Origin of the sequence: Xanthomonas rydalmerensis (assembly GCF_033170385.1) — a bacterium.
Classification (GTDB): Bacteria; Pseudomonadota; Gammaproteobacteria; order Xanthomonadales; family Xanthomonadaceae; genus Xanthomonas_A; species Xanthomonas_A rydalmerensis.
Genome location: NZ_CP126170.1, coordinates 2,976,772 through 2,992,623, shown reverse-complemented (window position 1 = coordinate 2,992,623; position 15,852 = coordinate 2,976,772). Strand labels below are relative to the sequence as shown.

Below are 15,852 nucleotides of genomic sequence, written 5' to 3'. Positions count from 1 at the left end.
ATTGTCGGGCCACGATCGCGGCCTGAGGGTCGTGAGCCGCTGAAGCCCGTTGCATGCGGGGCCAGGCGTGACAGCCTGGTTTGCTGTGCGCCAGCGGTCACGACAAGAGCAGTGTCCCGCTACCCGATGCAGTGCGCGTCGGGACTGAAGTGCCTCCCACAGTGCATATCGCCGCTTCGCCGAGCAATGGAGCGACGTCAGGCGCGACGAACGAGGTAGCAAGTCGCAGCGGCTTCCGTGCATCTGCCGACGCCGAAGATCCTCGGACAGGCAAAGCACTTCTAGCGCAAGCGGCCCTCAGGAGCGGCTTCAGCCGCGAAGGAGCATCACAGGTAGAGCCCGTCGCGGCTGAAAGCCGCTCCTATACGTGGTCCCATGTAGGAGCGGCTTCAGCCGCGACGAACGAAGCCGGGTAGGTAGCCTGCCTTGGTTGCTGTCGGCGCCGAAAAACTTCGCACAGCATGCCCAGCAAACGCGTCGCCACGGCAATGCGGCGCATGTCCATACAACGCCATACAACGGCGATCGTCCTGGAGCACGTCGCGTGCCCCATAAACGGCAACCTTTGGAGTGCCGTTTCCCGCTGCTTCGGCGCTCCTGATCAGACTGCGTCCCTCAGGGAATCATCCGCTGCGCACGCAGTCGCGTGAACAGTTCCAGGAACGAGGCGCGGCTGTCGTAGTAGCCGAAGAAGCCCAGGTCGCGGCTCTTGGTCATGTCGTTGACGCACTCGATTTCGCGGCCAAGATCGGCATCGGTGTGCCACCACGACGCGAGCTGGTTCACGTCCGTCTGGACCAACCCATGTTGTTCGGCGATCTCGCGCCACAGTGCCGGTGCGGTGTCCTGCAGGCGCGGCTGCAGCGGCATCGGCGTGTTGGGATACGGAGCAGGTTCCAGGCCGAAGAACGCGGCGATTTCGCCCCACATCCAGCGCCAGCGGAACACGTCGCCGTTGACCGTGTTGAAGGCCTGGTTGCGTGCGGCCGGATTGGTCGCGGCCCAGGCCAGCTGGCGGCCGAGCAGGCCGGCGTCGGTGAGGTCGGTGAGGCTGTCCCATTGCGCGCGCGAGCCGGGGAACACGAACGGCTGGCCAGTGTGCTTGCACAGCGTCGCATACACCGCCAGGGTCACGCCCATGTTCATCGCATTGCTGCCGTTGGCCTGGCCGATCATGGTGTGCGAGCGATGCACGCTCCAGCCGAAGCCATGGCGCGCGGCGGCGTCGAACAGCAGGTCTTCCAGCGTGTAATAGAAATTCTCGCCCGGCTGCCGCGGTTCGCTCTCGCGGAACGGCGTCTCCGCCTTGCCGCTGCCGTAGTGCTCGAACGAGCCCAGGTAGTGCTTGGTGCCGGTGACCAGCGCCATGTGCTGCAGCGTGGCGCCGTCCAGGCCCTCGCACAGATGCCGCAGCATCGCGCCGTTGGCGGCGACGTTCTCCTTCTCGGTGTCGCGCCGCGTCCAGGTGCAGAAGAACACGTGGGTGATCGGCAACCCGCGCAGCGCGGCGATGGTGGCCTCGCGATCGAGCAGGTCGGCCGCCACCGGGATCACGCCTTCCTGCGGCACCGGGCGGCGTGCCAGCCCATAGACGGTCCAGCCATCGGCAACCAGCACGTTGGCGAGGTTGTAGCCGGAGATGCCAGTGACTCCGACGATCAGTGCGATGCCCTTGCGCATGCGCGAACTCCTTACGACGTGGGGTATCGCACCATAGGCGCGGGGCGATGAAGCTGCGGCGAACTGCGCCAGGACTGTGACGCGGCGCGCGCCTGCGTGTTAGGCAAATTCTGACGAGGTGTCCCGGGGTAGACCGATGGTCCGCGGCGAGAGGCGATGCGACGCTGGCGTTGCGATCGCGATGGTGTCGCGCGATGCGCATCTCGTGCGGCGGCATGTCGCTGCTTTCGATCCGTTGAGGCCAAGGAGGGCAAGCACATGCAAGCGTCTGCAGACAGCGTGCCGCGCCAGGATGCCGCTGTTCCCGACTCGCGCTGGCCGGTAATGGCGCCGTTCGGTCCTGCGGTCGCCGCCAGCCTTGCCGCGGGCGTGCTGGCCGCGCTGTGGCTGCCGCGCCTGCTTCCCTGGCCGCTGGCCTTGGCGATCTTGCTCGCCGGGGCGTCGCTGTACGTCGCGGCGCCGCGCTGGCGCTGGCTGGGAGCGTTCGTGATCGGCGCCGGCTGGTTGGCGCTGGTCGCCGGCATGGTGCTGGCGCGGCAGTTGCCGGCCGACTGGGAAAAGCGCGTGGTCGACGTCCGCGGCCAAGTGGTGGAACTGCCGCAGGCCGAAACCCGCCGCACCCGCTTCCTGTTCCGCGTCGACGCCGATGCGGCGCAGCCGGCGCCGTTGCGTGGGCGCCTGTTGCAACTGGCTTGGTACGACGACTTCGGCACGCATCAGGCCGGACCGCGCAGCGCCTTGCGCGCCGGCGCGCGCTGGCAGTTGCAGGTGCGCCTGCGTGCACCGCGCGGCTTGAGCAATCCCGGCGGTTTCGACGCAGAAGCCTATGCGCTGGCGCAGCGGATCAGCGCCAGCGGCTACGTGGTGGCGCCGCACGCGGCAGCGCCACTGGCGCCGGGGCAGGGCATCGATGCCTGGCGTGAGGACATGTCCGCACGCATCGCCGCCGCCGTGCCGCAGGCCTCGGCGCGCTACGTGCAGGCGCTGGCGCTGGGCGACACGCGGCGGCTGGACGATCGCGACTGGCGCATCCTGCGCGCCGCCGGGCTGACCCATCTCATCGCCATTTCCGGCTTCCATGTCGGCCTGGTCGCCGGCGCCTTCGCCTTGCTCGGCGGCGGCGTGTGGCGGCTGTGGCCGCGACTGGGCCGCTATTGGCCGCGACGCCAGGCCGCGGCCGCGCTCGCGTTGCTCGGCGCCGGTGGTTACACGCTGGTGTCGGGCATGGCCCTGCCGACCGTGCGCACTGCGTTGATGATCGCGGTGGTGGTGGCGGCACGGCTGTGGCGGCGGCCAGTGCGGGTCGCCGACGCGCTGGCGCTGGCGGCGATCGCCATGCTGCTCTGCGACCCGCTGGCGGTGCTCTCGGCCGGCTTCTGGCTGAGCTTCCTCGGCGTCGCCTGGCTGGCTTGGTGCATGCCCGACGCCGGGCGCGGCTGGCGCGAGACGCTGCGCAGTTTCCTCACCGCGCAGGGCGTGGCGACGGTCGGCCTGCTACCGGTGAGCACGATGCTGTTCGGGCAGGCCTCGCTGGTCGGGCCACTGGCGAATTTACTGGCGATTCCGTGGTGGAGCCTGGTGGTGGTGCCGCTGGCGCTGCTCGGGACCGCGCTGGAGGCGCTGCATGCCGGCGCTGGGGCCTGGCTGTGGCGCCTGGCCGCGGCCTGCTTCGACCTGACCTGGCCGCTGTTCGTGGCCCTGGGCGAGAGCCGCTTCGCACTGCGCTGGCTGCCGGAGGCGCGCGACTGGGCGCTGCCGCTGGCCCTGCTGGGTGCGTTCTGGCTGCTGTTGCCGCGCGGGGTGCCGGGCAAGCCGCTGGCCGCGCTGCTGTGGTTGCCCTTGCTCTATCCGCCGCTGGAGCGGCCGCGGCCGGGCGAGGTCGATATGGTGATGTTCGACGTGGGGCAGGGACTCTCGTTGCTGGTGCGCACCGCCCACCACCAATTGCTGTACGACACCGGGCCGGCGGTGGAGGACGGCTACGACGCCGGCGAGCGCGTGGTGGTACCGGCGCTGCATGCGCTCGGCGTGGCGCGGCTGGATCGCGCGGTGATCAGCCATGCCGACAACGATCATGCCGGCGGTCTGGCGGCGGTGCGTGCGGCGCTGCCGATCGGCCTGGTCCAGGCACCGGCCGGCGCGCCGTTGCCGGTGGACCGGGCCTGCGTGGCCGGGAGCGCCTGGGAATGGGATGGGGTGCGTTTCCGGTTCCTGCATCCGGCGCCGCACTTTCCCTATCTGCGCAACGAGGCCAGCTGCGTACTGCGCGTGGAAACCGCGCACGGTGCGCTGTTGCTGGCCGGCGACATCGGCGACGTGATCGAGCGCAAGCTGCTGCGCGAGGCGCCGCAGGCATTGCGCGCCGACGTGGTGGTGGCGCCGCATCATGGCAGCGCGCATTCCTCGCAGCCGGCCTTCGTCGCCGCCACCGGTGCGCGGCTGGTGCTGGTCTCGGCGGCCTACGGCAACCGCTTCGGCCATCCGCATCCCGGCGTGGTGGCGCGCTGGCAGGCGGCCGGCGCCGAGGTCGCCGGCACGCCGCAGAGTGGTGCGCTGCGCGTGTGGCTGGGGCGTGCCGGCCTGCAACTGCGCGAACGGCGGCCCTGGCGGGCGCGGTTGTGGGATGCGGTGGAGCGGGTGCGGGCGGCTGCTATCCTATCGGCCAGTGAACGAACGGCCGAGCGTGCCGGAGGGTTGCGACGTGTGGGAACTGGTCAAGGCCGGTGGCTGGCCGATGGTGCCATTGCTGCTGTTGGGCGTGGTCGCGCTGGCGATCGTCCTGGAGCGGTTCTGGAGCCTGCGCCGTAGCGAGGTGCTGCCACCGGGACTCGGCCAGGAAGTGCGCAACTGGGCCACGCGCGGCAAGCTCGACCCCACCCACATCGAATCGTTGCGGCGCAATTCGCCGCTGGGCGCGCTGCTCGCCGCCGGCCTGGACGTGCGCAACCGCCCGCGCGAGATCGTGCGCGAGCGCATCGAGGACACCGGCCGGCACGTCGTGCACCGCATGGAGCGTTACCTGAACGCGTTGGGCACGGTCGCATCGGCCGGGCCGCTGCTGGGCCTGCTCGGCACCGTGGTCGGCATGATCCAGATGTTCCTGGGCATCCTCGACCACGGCCTGGGCGACGTGAACCAGCTCGCCGGCGGCATCGGCAAGGCGCTGGTGTGCACCGCCACCGGCATGATCATCGCGGTGCCGGCGCTGATCTTCCATCGCCATTTCAAGAGCCGCATCGCCGGCTACGTGATCGAGATGGAGCAGGAAGCCACCGCGCTGACCGACGCGCTGGACGGCCACGGCCGTGCCGCTGCGCCGGCCGCACCGGCGCGCGGCGCCGCGTCGAGCGCCGCGGCGGCCAAGGGCTGAGCCGGTGCGGATACGCGACGACCGTGGCCAGGACGAGCCGCAGATCGACCTGGTGCCGTTGATCGACGTCATCCTGGTGCTGATCATCTTCTTCGTGGTGACTACGACCTTCGATGCGCGTTCCACGCTGCAACTGCAACTGCCCAACGCCAGCGACCGCAACGCGCCGCCACCGGCGCGCGCGCTGAGCGTGCTGATCAACGCCGACGGGCATTACTTCATCAACGACCAGGAAGTGCTGCGCACCGACGTGGAGTCGGTCAAACGCAGCATCGCCCAGGTCGCCGGCGACGACCGCGAGCAGCCGGTGCTGCTGCGCGCCGACGCGCGCACGCCCTACCAGGCGGTCGTCACCGCACAGGATGCGCTGGGCCAGCTCGGGTTCCGCCGCATCGCCATCGCCACTGCTCCCGAAGTCAACAGGGACGGAAGCTCCAAGTGAATCTACCCTCCGACGTGCCCGTCCAGGATTCCCCCTGGCGGACCTATCGCCGCCTGTTGTCCTATGCCGGCGGCTACCGTGCACTGCTGCTGATCGCCGCGGTCGGCGCGCTGCTGGAGGCGCTGGCCGGCTCCGGTTTCCTGGCGCTGATGAAGCCGATCACCGACGAGACCTTCATCGCGCGCAACCGCGATGTGGCGATGTGGCTGCCGCTGCAGATCGTGGGTCTGTTCGTGCTGCGCGGCATCGCCGGCTATGTCACCGACATGTCGATGGGGCGTGCGGCGCGAAGCATCTCCCGCGATTTCCGGGTCAACGTGCTGGACAAGTACCTGCGCCTGCCGGGCAGCCGTTTCGACGCCGAGCCGGTGGCCTCGATGCTGGTGCGGCTGGGCTCGGACAGCGAGCAGGTCGCGCAGGCCGCGGTCGACGCGATGAAGGTGATGGTGCAGCAGACCCTGCAGATCGTCGGCGCGCTGGCGGTGATGCTGTGGTACAGCTGGACCGTGACCGTGACCATCCTGCTGGTGGCGCCGCCGCTGGCGTGGGTGATGGACCGCGTGGCCAAGCGCTACCGGCGGGTGAGCCACCGCATCCAGGAAAGCAACGCCGAACTGATGCAGGCCGCCGAGCAGGCGCTGTCCGGCAACCAGGAGGTCAAGGTCTACGGTGCGCGTCCCAGCGAGATGGAGCGCTACCAGCAACTGGCCAACACCAACCTGCATCTGGCGATGAAGGTCGAATCCACCCGCGGCATTTCCTCGGCCGCGGTGCAGTTGCTGGGCGCGATCGGTCTGGCCGCGCTGTTGCTGATCGCCGGCCACGAAGCGCTGGCCGGGCGCCTGACCGCCGGCGAGTTCGTCTCGCTGATGACCGCGATGATGGCGATCATCCCGGCGCTGAAGAACCTCACCAACGTGCAGAACATGCTGCAGCGGGGCGTCGCCTCGGCGCAGCGGCTGTTCGTGGTGCTGGACGCGCCCGAGGAACAGGACAGCGGCACCCGCCACATCGAGCGCGCGCAGGGACGGATCGAATTCCGTGAGGTCACCGCCGCCTATCCGGGGCAGGCGCGGCCGGCGCTGGCCGAGGTCAGCTTCGTCGCCGAACCCGGCACCGTCACCGCCATCGTCGGCCGCTCCGGCAGCGGCAAGTCGAGCCTGGTCAAGCTGATCCCGCGTTTCTACGACCCGCAGTCCGGGCAGATCCTGCTCGACGGCCATCCGCTGCAGGACTATCGGCTAGAGGATCTGCGCCGGCAAATCGCCCTGGTCGGCCAGCAGGTGATGCTGTTCGACGGCAGCATCGCCGACAACGTCGCCTACGGCGAGATGCGCGAGGCTGGCCCGGCGCAGCTGCGCCAGGCGGTCGCCGACGCCAATGCCATGGAGTTCGTCGACCACCTGCCGGAGGGCCTGCAGGCGCAGGTCGGGGCCAAGGGCGGGCGTCTGTCCGGCGGCCAGCGGCAGCGCCTGGCGATCGCGCGGGCGATGCTCAAGGATGCGCCGATCCTGATCCTCGACGAGGCCACCGCGGCGCTGGACAACGAATCCGAGCGGCTGGTGCAGGACGCCTTGCACCGGCTGATGCCCGACCGCACCACGCTGGTCATCGCGCACCGGCTGTCGACCATCGAGCACGCCGACCAGGTGCTGGTGATGGACCATGGCCGCATCGTCGAGCGCGGCACCCACCACGAGTTGCTGGCGCTTGGCGGGGTCTACGCGCACCTGCACAGCATGCAATTCCGCGAAAGGCAGTACGGATGAGCGAGCGCGGGCCACACACACCGGCCTACTGGTACGGCAAGGGCGCGCCGCCGCTGCACGCGCGGTTGCTGACCCCGCTGTACGCGGCGGCGATCGCGCTGCGCCGCGCGCTGTACCGGCGCGGCTGGCGCAAGCGCCACAGCATCGCTGCACCGGTGGTGGTGGTGGGCAATCTCACCGCCGGCGGCACCGGCAAGACGCCGCTGACCATCGCCCTGGTGCAGCGCCTGCGCGACGCCGGCTGGAGCCCGGGCGTGGCCAGCCGCGGCTACGGCCGCAGCCAGCCGCAGGAGCCGCGCTGGATCGAGCCGGGTACCTCGGCCGAGCAGGGCGGCGACGAGCCGGTGCTGATCGCACGCAAGACCGGGGTGCCGGTGCGGGTGGACCGCGACCGCGTCGCCGCGGCGCGGGCGTTGCTGCAGGCCGGCTGCGACATCGTGGTCTGCGACGACGGCCTGCAGCACTACCGCCTGCAGCGCGACATCGAGATCGAGGTGGTGGATGGCCAGCGCCGCTACGGCAACGGCCGCCTGCTGCCGGCCGGGCCGCTGCGCGAACCGGTCGCCCGCGGCAACGAATGCGATTTCCGCGTCATCAACCTGGGCCAGGCCAGCGACAGCGGCGAGCTCGAAGCGGGCTTCGGCGAATGGGCGATGCGCCTGCGCATCGACAGCGCGCAGCCGCTGCGCGGCGGCCGTGCGCGGCCGCTGCGCAGCTTCGCCGGCCAACGCGTGCACGCCGTCGCCGGCATCGCCCATCCGCAGCGCTTCTTCGACATGCTGCGCGCGCAGGGCATCGGCGTGGTGCCGCATGCCTTTCCCGATCACCACCAGTACCGCGCCACGGACCTGGCCTTCGGCAGCGAACTGCCGGTGCTGATGACCGAGAAGGACGCGGTCAAATGCGCCGCCTTCGTCAACGATTGGTGCTTCAGCGTGCCGCTGGCCGCCGAACTGCCGGCGGCGTTCTGGATCGGCCTGCTCGACCGGCTGGACAAGCTGCGTGGCCGCGCGGGCGGGACAGGCGACTAGGACGTCTGCCCATCCCCGCGCGCGGCGCTGTGGTCTGCGGGTACGCCACCGACGTGGGTGGCGCAGCGCGGCCTTGGCCGTGTCCAACCGCGAGAGGCGTTCGTTGCGCATCCGCCAGCCAGCCAAAGGGCGCAGCGTTGTGCAAACGCAGAGTCTCGCTAGGCATGGCGCCCACGTCCTCGCGCTTCTTTGCCACAGATAGGCGCCAACACGGTGTGCGGCATGCGCGTGAAGTGAGTGCACGACCCAACATGCCGAGGCTTTCCGCACCGCGGGGCAGGGCGCCGGTGCGGTCGCCGGTCGTCGCCACGACCCGCTCACCGGCGATGCCGGCCCGGTCGATACAATGGCCCTTCGGGCCGTTGCTGCGCGCGGCCACCACCGGGCCGCTGTCCGGCGCCCACCCGGCCGTTTCCGGCCAGCCATGCGGAGAGCTTTCGATGACCGTCTTCTCGCGATATCCCCGGCGCCCGCGCGCCGCTGCCGGCGCCGCCCGCGCATGAGCGCCGCCGCGCCGCCGTTCGTCGTCGCCATTCCGGCCCGCTATGCCGCATCGCGGCTGCCGGGCAAGCCCTTGCGCGCGCTCGGCGGCGAGCCGTTGATCCGCCACGTGGCGCGGCGTGCGCTCGCCGCCGGTGCCACGCAGGTGTGGGTGGCCGCCGACGATGCGCGCATCGCCGCCGCGGTGGCCGACCTGGACGGCGTGCACGTGGCGAATACGTCGGCCGACCACGCCTCCGGCACCGACCGCCTGGCCGAGTGCGCCGACATCGCCGGCTGGGACGATGCGACTTTGGTGGTCAACCTGCAGGGCGACGAACCGTTCGCGCCGGTCGCCGGCATCGTCGCGGTGGCCCGGACCCTGGCCGACAGCGGCGCCGAGATGGCAACGCTGGGCACGCCGGTGGACGCGGCCGAGCACCTGTTCGATCCCAACGTGGTCAAGCTGGTGCGCAGCGCGACTGGCGATGCGCTGTACTTCAGCCGCGCGCCGATCCCGTGGCACCGCGACGCCTTTGCCGCCTCGCAGGCGCAGTTGCCGCTGCCCGGCCCGTGGCTGCGGCATATCGGCATCTACGCCTATCGCGCCGGCTTCCTGCGCCGGTTCGCGGCGATGCCGCCGGGCACGCTGGAGCGGATCGAGTCGCTGGAGCAACTGCGGGTGCTGGAAGCCGGCTTCCGCATCGCGGTGGCGCTGTCGCCGGCACCATTCCCGCCCGGTGTGGACACGCCCGAGGACCTGGCGCGCGCCGAGGCCTACCTGCAGGGGCAGGCATGAAGCTGCTGCTGGTGTGCCTGGGCAACATTTGCCGTTCGCCGATGGCCGAGGGCGCGTTGCGCCACCACCTGCAGCGCTCGCCGCTCGCCGGGCGGGTGGAGGTCGACTCGGCCGGCACCGGCGACTGGCACCGCGGCGAGCCGCCGGACCGGCGCGCGGTCGCCTGCGCGGCCGCGCATGACGTGGACATCGCCGGCCTGCGCGCGCGGCAACTGCGCGATCGCGACTTTGCCGACTTCGACTGGATCCTGTGCGCCGATGCGGCCAATCTGCGCGACGTGCTTCAGCGCGCCCCGGCGGCGGCGCGGGAGCGCGTGGCGCTGTGGCTGCCGTGGGCCGGGGTGCACAGCCGCAGCGAGATCCCGGATCCGTACACCGGCGGCAGCGCGCAGTTCGAGCAGGTCTGGAAACTGGTAGACGAAGCCGCCGCCGGCAGCGTGGCACGACTGTCCGTCGACCTCGGCTCCGGCATAATCGGCCGATGAATTCCATCGCCGCCCTGGAACTTCCCGCGTCCGGCGCCTGGCTCAACGCGGCGCCGCTCCGCCTGCGCGACCTGCAGGGGCGGGCGCTGGTGCTGGCCTTCGTCAACGCCGCCTCGGTGTGGTGCGCGCAGCGCCTGGCCGAACTCGGCCAGTGGCAGGCGCGCAATCCCGGGAGGCTGCAGCTGATCGTGGTACAGGTGCCGCGCTTCGACAGCGAGCGCGAGCCGCAACGGGCATTGAAGCTGTTGCGCAGCCAGGGCGTGTCCGCGCCGATCCTGCTCGATGCCGATTGGGCCGCCTGGCAGCGCTTCGACATCCAGGCCTGGCCGACCCTGGTCCTGATCGATGCCGGCGGGGTCGAGCGCGAGCGCCTGGTCGGGATCGGCGGCGCCGAACTGGACAAGGCGCTGCACGCGTTGTGCGCCGGGCAGCCGCTGCCGCTGGACGAGGACCTGCGCGACGCGCGCGAGACCCAGCCGGAACCGCGCCTGCCGCTGCGCTTCCCGACTGGGCTGGCCGTGGCCGAGGACCGCCTGTACATCGCCGACAGCGGCCATCACCGCATCCTCGAATGCAGCACCAGCGGCCGCGTATTGCGCCAGTTCGGCATCGGCACCGCCGACTTCATCGACGGCGCGATCGGCGAGGCGGCGTTCCACCGCCCACGCGGGCTGGCCCTGGAGCGCGGCGTGCTGTACGTGGCCGACACGGGCAACCACGCGCTGCGCCGGATCAACCTGCTCACCGGTCAGGTCGACACGCTGTGCGGCAACGGCCGCGCCGGCGAGCCGGTGGAAGGCCCGGTGGAGCAACCGCTGCTGGCACCACTGAATCATCCGCAGGGTCTGGTGATCGCCGACAACCAGGTGCACCTGGCGATGGCCGGCGACAACCGCATCTGGAGCTACGACCTGGGCAGCCGCAGCCTGCGCTGGCGGGCTGGCGCGGGCGCGCTGGAACTGCGCGACGGCAGCGGGCATCTGGCCGCGTTCGCGCAGCCGTGCAGCCTGGCCGCGGTGCAGCAGGTGCTGTACGTGTGCGATGCGCTGGGTTCGGCGGTGCGCTCGATGCAGTTGCGCGGCGATCTGGTGCAGACCTTGCTCGGCGGCCAGGGGCCGTGGGATTTCGGCAACGAGGACGGACCACGCAGCCGCGCCCGCCTGCAGTTCCCGCAGGCGATCGCGCTGAGCCCGGACGCGCCGTTGCTGTGGATCGCCGACAGCGGCAACGGCAGCCTGCGCAGCCTGCGCCTGGGCGGCGGCGAACTGTCCACCGCGGCCTTGCCGCGGCGCCTGCACGGCCCGGGCGGGCTGGCGGTGAGCGCCGGCACGGTGTGGATCGCCGAGACCGACGCGCATGCGGTGCTGCGCTACGACATCGCCAGCGGCGAACTGCACGACGTCGCGATCGGCGAATGAGCACCCCCGAATTGCCCCCGTTCGACGGCAAGGCCTTTGCCGCCAACCTCAGTACCGCGCCCGGCGTCTACCGCATGTACGCCGCGGACGATACCTTGCTCTACGTCGGCAAGGCCGGCGCGCTGCGCAAGCGCGTGTCCAGCTATTTCAGCGGCTCGCCGAAGAACGCGCGGACCATGGCCATGCTGGCGCAGGTGGCGCGCATGGATGTCACCGTCACCCGCAGCGAGGGCGAGGCGCTGCTGCTGGAAAACCAGCTGATCAAGTCGCTGTCGCCGCGCTACAACGTGTCGCTGCGCGACGACAAGAGCTATCCCTATGTGCTGCTGACCCGCGAGGAGTGGCCGCGGATCACCCTGCATCGCGGCCCGCGCGCAGTGCCCGGTCGCTATTTCGGTCCGTATCCCGGCGTCACCGCGGTGCGCGAGACGCTGAACCTGATGCACAAGCTGTTCAAGCTGCGCAGCTGCGAGGACAGCGTGTTCCGCAACCGTTCGCGGCCGTGCCTGCAGTACCAGATCGGCCGCTGCAGCGCGCCGTGCGTGGCGCTGGTGGCGGCCGACGAGTACGCCGAGGCGGTGCGTCGCTCCACGCTGTTCCTGGAAGGGCGCAGCGACCAGCTCGGCGAGGAGCTGGTGCAGGCCATGCAGGACGCCAGCGAGCGCCTGGAGTTCGAGCGCGCCGCACGCCTGCGCGACCTGCTCGGCTCGCTGCGCAGCATGCAGAGCCGGCAGTACGTGGACGGCCGCGCCGCCGACCTGGACGTGCTGGCCTGCGCCACCCAGGGCGCCAACGCCTGCGTGCTGCTGCTGGCGTTCCGCGACGGCCGCAACCTCGGCACCCGTGCGTTCTTCCCCAAGACCAACGGCGAGGACAGTGCCGCCGAGGTGCTGGGCGCGTTCGTGTCGCAGTATTACGTCGAGCACGCGCCGCCGCGCGAGGTGCTGCTGGACCGCGAGATTCCCGACGCCGAGCTGATCGAGGCGGCGCTGAGTTCGGCCGCCGAGCGCAAGGTGCAGCTGAAGTGGAGCGTGCGCGGCGAGCGCGCCGGGTACCTGGAGCTGGCCAGCCGCAACGCCCAGGCCACCCTGGTCACCGAACTGACCAGCCGCAATGCCCAGCACGCGCGCAGCGAGGCGCTGCGCGAGATGCTCGGCCTGGCCGAGCCGGTCAAGCGGGTGGAGTGCTTCGACATCAGCCACACCATGGGCGAGGCCACGGTGGCCTCGTGCGTGGTGTTCGACGCCAGCGGCCCGGTGCGCAGCCAGTACCGGCGCTACAACATCAGCGGCATCGAGCCGGGCGACGACTACGCGGCGATGCGCCAGGCGATCGAGCGCCGCTTCCGCCGTGCCGCCGAAGGCGAGGGCAAGGGCGATGCGATCCTGCCGGACGTGCTGCTGATCGACGGCGGTGCCGGCCAGTTGGCGCAGGCCAATGGCGCGCTGGCCGACCTGGGCGTGGACGGGGTGCTGCTGATCGGCGTGGCCAAGGGCGCCGAGCGCCGCGCCGGCCACGAGACCCTGGTGATGCCGGACGGGCGCGAACTGCGACCGGGTGCGGCGTCGCCGGCGCTGCAGTTCATCCAGCAGGTGCGCGACGAGGCGCACCGCTTCGCCATCACCGGCCACCGCGGGCGCCGCCAGAAGGCGCGCATGACCAGCAAGCTGGAGGACATCCCCGGCATCGGCCCGCGGCGCCGCGCCAGCCTGCTCAAGCATTTCGGCGGGCTGGCCGGGCTCAAGGCCGCCGGCGAGGCCGAGATCGCGCGAGTGGAGGGCATCAATGACGCACTGGCCGCACGAATCTACGCTAACCTGCACGGACTGCCGGTGCCCGATCCGGCAGGCGAGTAGAGCAGCGCAATGAAGTTGACCATCCCCACCTGGCTCACGCTGCTGCGGATCCTGATGATCCCCGTGCTGGTGCTGGTGTTCTATCTGCCGTACACCTGGACCAACTTCGCCTCGGCGGCGATCTTCGGCCTGGCCGCGTTCACCGACTGGCTGGACGGCTGGGTGGCGCGGCGCTACCACCAGTACTCCGCGTTCGGCGCGTTCCTGGACCCGGTGGCCGACAAGCTGATGGTGGCGGTGGCGCTGTTCCTGATCGTGCAGGGCCATCCGACGCCGTGGATGGCGTTCTGGGCGGCGGTGATCGTCGGCCGCGAGATCGCGGTGTCGGCGCTGCGCGAATGGATGGCCGAGATCGGCCAGCGCGCCAAGGTGCGGGTGGCGATGATCGGCAAGATCAAGACCACCGCGCAGATGGTGGCGCTGCTGTGCCTGCTGTACTCGGTGATGCCCGACGGCTCCCCGCCGGAGAGCGTGTGGATGGGCTTGTTCATCTTCCACGTCGGCGACTGGACCCTGGCGATCGCGTCGATCCTGACCCTGTTGTCGGGCATCCAGTATCTGCATGCGGCCTGGCCGAGCCTGCGCGACGACGAGCGTGCGGCGATGGCGGAAAAGAACGCGAAAAAAATCGAAGGCAATGGTTGACAGCCTGCGCGTACCCGGTAGAATTCGCGGCCTCAAGCGGGAATAGCTCAGTTGGTAGAGCGCAACCTTGCCAAGGTTGAGGTCGCGAGTTCGAGTCTCGTTTCCCGCTCCAGATCATGAAAACAGGACCTTCGGGTCCTGTTTTCGTTTGGGCGGCTGCACTGCGTGGCAGACGCGCCACACCCCGCTAAGCCATCGCGCAATTCCGCCTCGCTTCATGCGGCCGCCAGCAGCGCAATGGCCAACACGCACGGCGCCAGTTTGGCCGCCGCCATCGCATTGCGCAGACATCCGGGCTGGGTTGATCCACGCCGCGAGCGCTGCATCGGAACGCGGGCAGCGCGATCGCGCACCGACCATGTCGCGCGCCAGCAGCGATCGCGTCGTCCAGACGCGATCGCGATGCGGCAGATGACGCCTCTCCGTTTCGCGCAGGCTCAGGGCGCGGGGGTGGCCGCACGGAAGCCGGCATGCCCGCAGGCGGCGTCGTAGGCGTAGTCGCCGGCGGCGAGCAAGTGGCGGCCGCTGTTGATGTGCGCTGGCGGCGTTTTCAGCGGCCCGCGCCACTGCACGCTGTCCGGCGTCGCCGCCTTGCCGTCGCCGACCGCAAAGCCGTAGCCGAACACCGGTTGTCCCTTCGCGTCGACGACGTCGAGCCGCAACTGGGTGGCGTCCGGCACCACCCGCGTGGGATGCCCGGCCATCTCCACGGTCTGTTGCAGGCTGTCGGGCGTGGCGGGCGACACCACCGGGTTGAGCATCATGTAGGACACGCCGGTATCGGGCAGCAGCTTGCCGCAGACGCGGTAGTCGCTGCCGCTGCCGGGGAAGCTGGCGCAGGCGGTGGGCGCTTGCCAGTCGCTCGGCGCATCGGCGGTGGCGGCGCCGCGCTGCAGCGGGACCAGGGCGAACCCCTGCAGCGCCGCCTTGCTGACGCCCAGGGTGATGCCCTTGGCGCTGACGATGTAGCCGGGGCTCATGCGCTGCGCGCGCATCTGCGCCAGGTTGAGGAACGGGTTGCGCGCGGCGTCGACGCCGCGGTCGTAGCCCACGCCCATCATGCCGAACTTGGGGGAGATGGTGCTGCAGTTGCGCAACACCTGCGTGCTGCTGCTCAACGCAGGGCTGCCGTCGTAGCCGGCGCAGGTGGCCGGCACCTGCGCCAGCGGCTTGGGCTGCTGGGCCACGCTGGCGACATCGCAGGTGCACTGCGCAGCCAGCACGGTAATGCGGTCCACTCGCGCCGCAGCATGCTTGCCGTCGGCGGAGACGCCGAGCCGCATCGGCACGTCCACGTACTTGCCGGGGTGATACTTGCTGTCGCTCGAATAGAAGATGTGGCCGGGCGTGTTGGAGGCATCCCAGGCGCTGCGCAGTGCGTCGCTCAACGGCACCACCACGCCGGTGGAGCCGGTATCCACCTCCAGCACCTGGCTGCCGCTGCTGCGGCCATCGGCGTCGCTGCCGAGCTGCACCCGCACCTGGTAGGCGAATGTCGGCGTGGCCTTGGAGGCCAGCGGCAGATTCACGGTCTGCGTCTGCAGCGCGCAGGTCTGCGCGGCGGCGGTGGCGCTCGCGGCCAGGCACAGCGCGGCCCCGCTCCAGCGTGTCCATCGGTTCATGGCGATCTCTCGTTCGGGTGTGGCGCCATGCTAGAGCGCGGCAGCGTGCCGATCGTGCGCCGATCCGCGCGAGGCCTCGCTTGTCTACTGCCACCGGCGTGGCGCTGTGGTCGGCATTCCAGTCGGGCGGCGATACCGCGTGCGAGTTGCAGTGTCCGCAGCACGTCTCCGCAAATCCCGCGCACGCGCGGCGCAGGGTTGCCAAGCCGGGGAGCTTGGTACACAATGCAGTCCGTTGTGCGCCGGGTTGATTCA

General features: G+C 70.6%; 12 protein-coding genes and 1 tRNA gene. 11 read left to right on the top strand and 2 right to left on the bottom strand.

What is annotated here, in order from left to right:
- Window positions 1–615: 615 nt before the first annotated feature.
- Complete coding sequence (locus tag QN245_RS12520) at window positions 616–1,680, bottom strand: SDR family oxidoreductase (protein WP_317843325.1); 1,065 nt, start codon at window positions 1,678–1,680, stop codon at window positions 616–618.
- Between the two features lie 324 nt (window positions 1,681–2,004).
- Here QN245_RS12520 and QN245_RS12515 point away from each other — a divergent pair, with 324 nt between their 5' ends.
- The 11 genes from QN245_RS12515 to QN245_RS12465 all read left to right on the top strand — a co-directional run bounded on the left by QN245_RS12515 (window position 2,005) and on the right by QN245_RS12465 (window position 14,087).
- Complete coding sequence (locus QN245_RS12515) at window positions 2,005–4,488, top strand: DNA internalization-related competence protein ComEC/Rec2 (RefSeq protein WP_317845360.1); 2,484 nt, start codon at window positions 2,005–2,007, stop codon at window positions 4,486–4,488.
- A complete protein-coding gene (locus QN245_RS12510) occupies window positions 4,382–5,050 on the top strand; it encodes a MotA/TolQ/ExbB proton channel family protein (protein ID WP_317843324.1) in 669 nt (222 codons plus the stop codon). The genes QN245_RS12515 and QN245_RS12510 overlap by 107 nt, the downstream gene beginning before the upstream one ends.
- Window positions 5,051–5,054: 4 nt before the next feature.
- Complete coding sequence (locus QN245_RS12505; protein WP_019800228.1) at window positions 5,055–5,492, top strand: ExbD/TolR family protein; 438 nt, start codon at window positions 5,055–5,057, stop codon at window positions 5,490–5,492.
- Complete coding sequence (msbA, locus tag QN245_RS12500) at window positions 5,489–7,261, top strand: lipid A export permease/ATP-binding protein MsbA (RefSeq protein ID WP_317843323.1); 1,773 nt, start codon at window positions 5,489–5,491, stop codon at window positions 7,259–7,261. The genes QN245_RS12505 and msbA overlap by 4 nt, the downstream gene beginning before the upstream one ends.
- Window positions 7,258–8,292, top strand: a complete 1,035-nt coding sequence (lpxK, locus tag QN245_RS12495; protein ID WP_317843322.1) for a tetraacyldisaccharide 4'-kinase — start codon at window positions 7,258–7,260, stop codon at window positions 8,290–8,292. The genes msbA and lpxK overlap by 4 nt, the downstream gene beginning before the upstream one ends.
- A 499-nt stretch (window positions 8,293–8,791) precedes the next feature.
- Entirely contained in the window at window positions 8,792–9,571 is a 780-nt protein-coding gene (gene kdsB / locus QN245_RS12490; RefSeq protein WP_184448561.1) for a 3-deoxy-manno-octulosonate cytidylyltransferase, read from the top strand.
- Window positions 9,568–10,056: a low molecular weight protein-tyrosine-phosphatase gene (locus QN245_RS12485; protein WP_317843321.1), complete on the top strand. Its 489-nt coding sequence runs from the start codon at window positions 9,568–9,570 to the stop codon at window positions 10,054–10,056. Before kdsB ends, QN245_RS12485 begins: the two co-directional genes overlap by 4 nt.
- Window positions 10,053–11,474: a hypothetical protein gene (locus QN245_RS12480; protein WP_317843320.1), complete on the top strand. Its 1,422-nt coding sequence runs from the start codon at window positions 10,053–10,055 to the stop codon at window positions 11,472–11,474. Before QN245_RS12485 ends, QN245_RS12480 begins: the two co-directional genes overlap by 4 nt.
- The gene (uvrC, locus tag QN245_RS12475; RefSeq protein WP_184643339.1) at window positions 11,471–13,330 is read left to right on the top strand and encodes an excinuclease ABC subunit UvrC; all 1,860 of its coding nucleotides are present in this window, start codon (window positions 11,471–11,473) and stop codon (window positions 13,328–13,330) included. The genes QN245_RS12480 and uvrC overlap by 4 nt, the downstream gene beginning before the upstream one ends.
- Before the next feature lie 9 nt (window positions 13,331–13,339).
- Window positions 13,340–13,975 carry a CDP-diacylglycerol--glycerol-3-phosphate 3-phosphatidyltransferase gene (pgsA, locus tag QN245_RS12470; RefSeq protein ID WP_160965063.1) on the top strand — a complete coding sequence of 212 codons (636 nt, stop codon included), beginning with the start codon at window positions 13,340–13,342 and terminating at the stop codon, window positions 13,973–13,975.
- A gap of 36 nt (window positions 13,976–14,011) precedes the next feature.
- A tRNA-Gly gene (locus QN245_RS12465) sits at window positions 14,012–14,087 on the top strand.
- A gap of 325 nt (window positions 14,088–14,412) precedes the next feature.
- Here the strand turns inward: QN245_RS12465 and QN245_RS12460 are convergent.
- Window positions 14,413–15,597: a hypothetical protein gene (locus QN245_RS12460; RefSeq protein ID WP_317843319.1), complete on the bottom strand. Its 1,185-nt coding sequence runs from the start codon at window positions 15,595–15,597 to the stop codon at window positions 14,413–14,415.
- Between the last annotated feature and the right edge of the window lie 255 nt (window positions 15,598–15,852).

What these genes read in the sequence shown, in the direction of transcription:
- QN245_RS12520 (WP_317843325.1), bottom strand. Translation starts at nt 1,680, where the DNA reads ATGCGCAAGGGCATCGCACTGATCGTCGGAGTCACTGGCATCTCCGGC.
- QN245_RS12515 (WP_317845360.1), top strand. Translation starts at nt 2,005, where the DNA reads ATGGCGCCGTTCGGTCCTGCGGTCGCCGCCAGCCTTGCCGCGGGCGTG.
- lpxK (WP_317843322.1), top strand. Translation starts at nt 7,258, where the DNA reads ATGAGCGAGCGCGGGCCACACACACCGGCCTACTGGTACGGCAAGGGC.
- kdsB (WP_184448561.1), top strand. Translation starts at nt 8,792, where the DNA reads ATGAGCGCCGCCGCGCCGCCGTTCGTCGTCGCCATTCCGGCCCGCTAT.
- QN245_RS12485 (WP_317843321.1), top strand. Translation starts at nt 9,568, where the DNA reads ATGAAGCTGCTGCTGGTGTGCCTGGGCAACATTTGCCGTTCGCCGATG.
- QN245_RS12480 (WP_317843320.1), top strand. Translation starts at nt 10,053, where the DNA reads ATGAATTCCATCGCCGCCCTGGAACTTCCCGCGTCCGGCGCCTGGCTC.
- uvrC (WP_184643339.1), top strand. Translation starts at nt 11,471, where the DNA reads ATGAGCACCCCCGAATTGCCCCCGTTCGACGGCAAGGCCTTTGCCGCC.
- pgsA (WP_160965063.1), top strand. Translation starts at nt 13,340, where the DNA reads ATGAAGTTGACCATCCCCACCTGGCTCACGCTGCTGCGGATCCTGATG.
- QN245_RS12460 (WP_317843319.1), bottom strand. Translation starts at nt 15,597, where the DNA reads ATGAACCGATGGACACGCTGGAGCGGGGCCGCGCTGTGCCTGGCCGCG.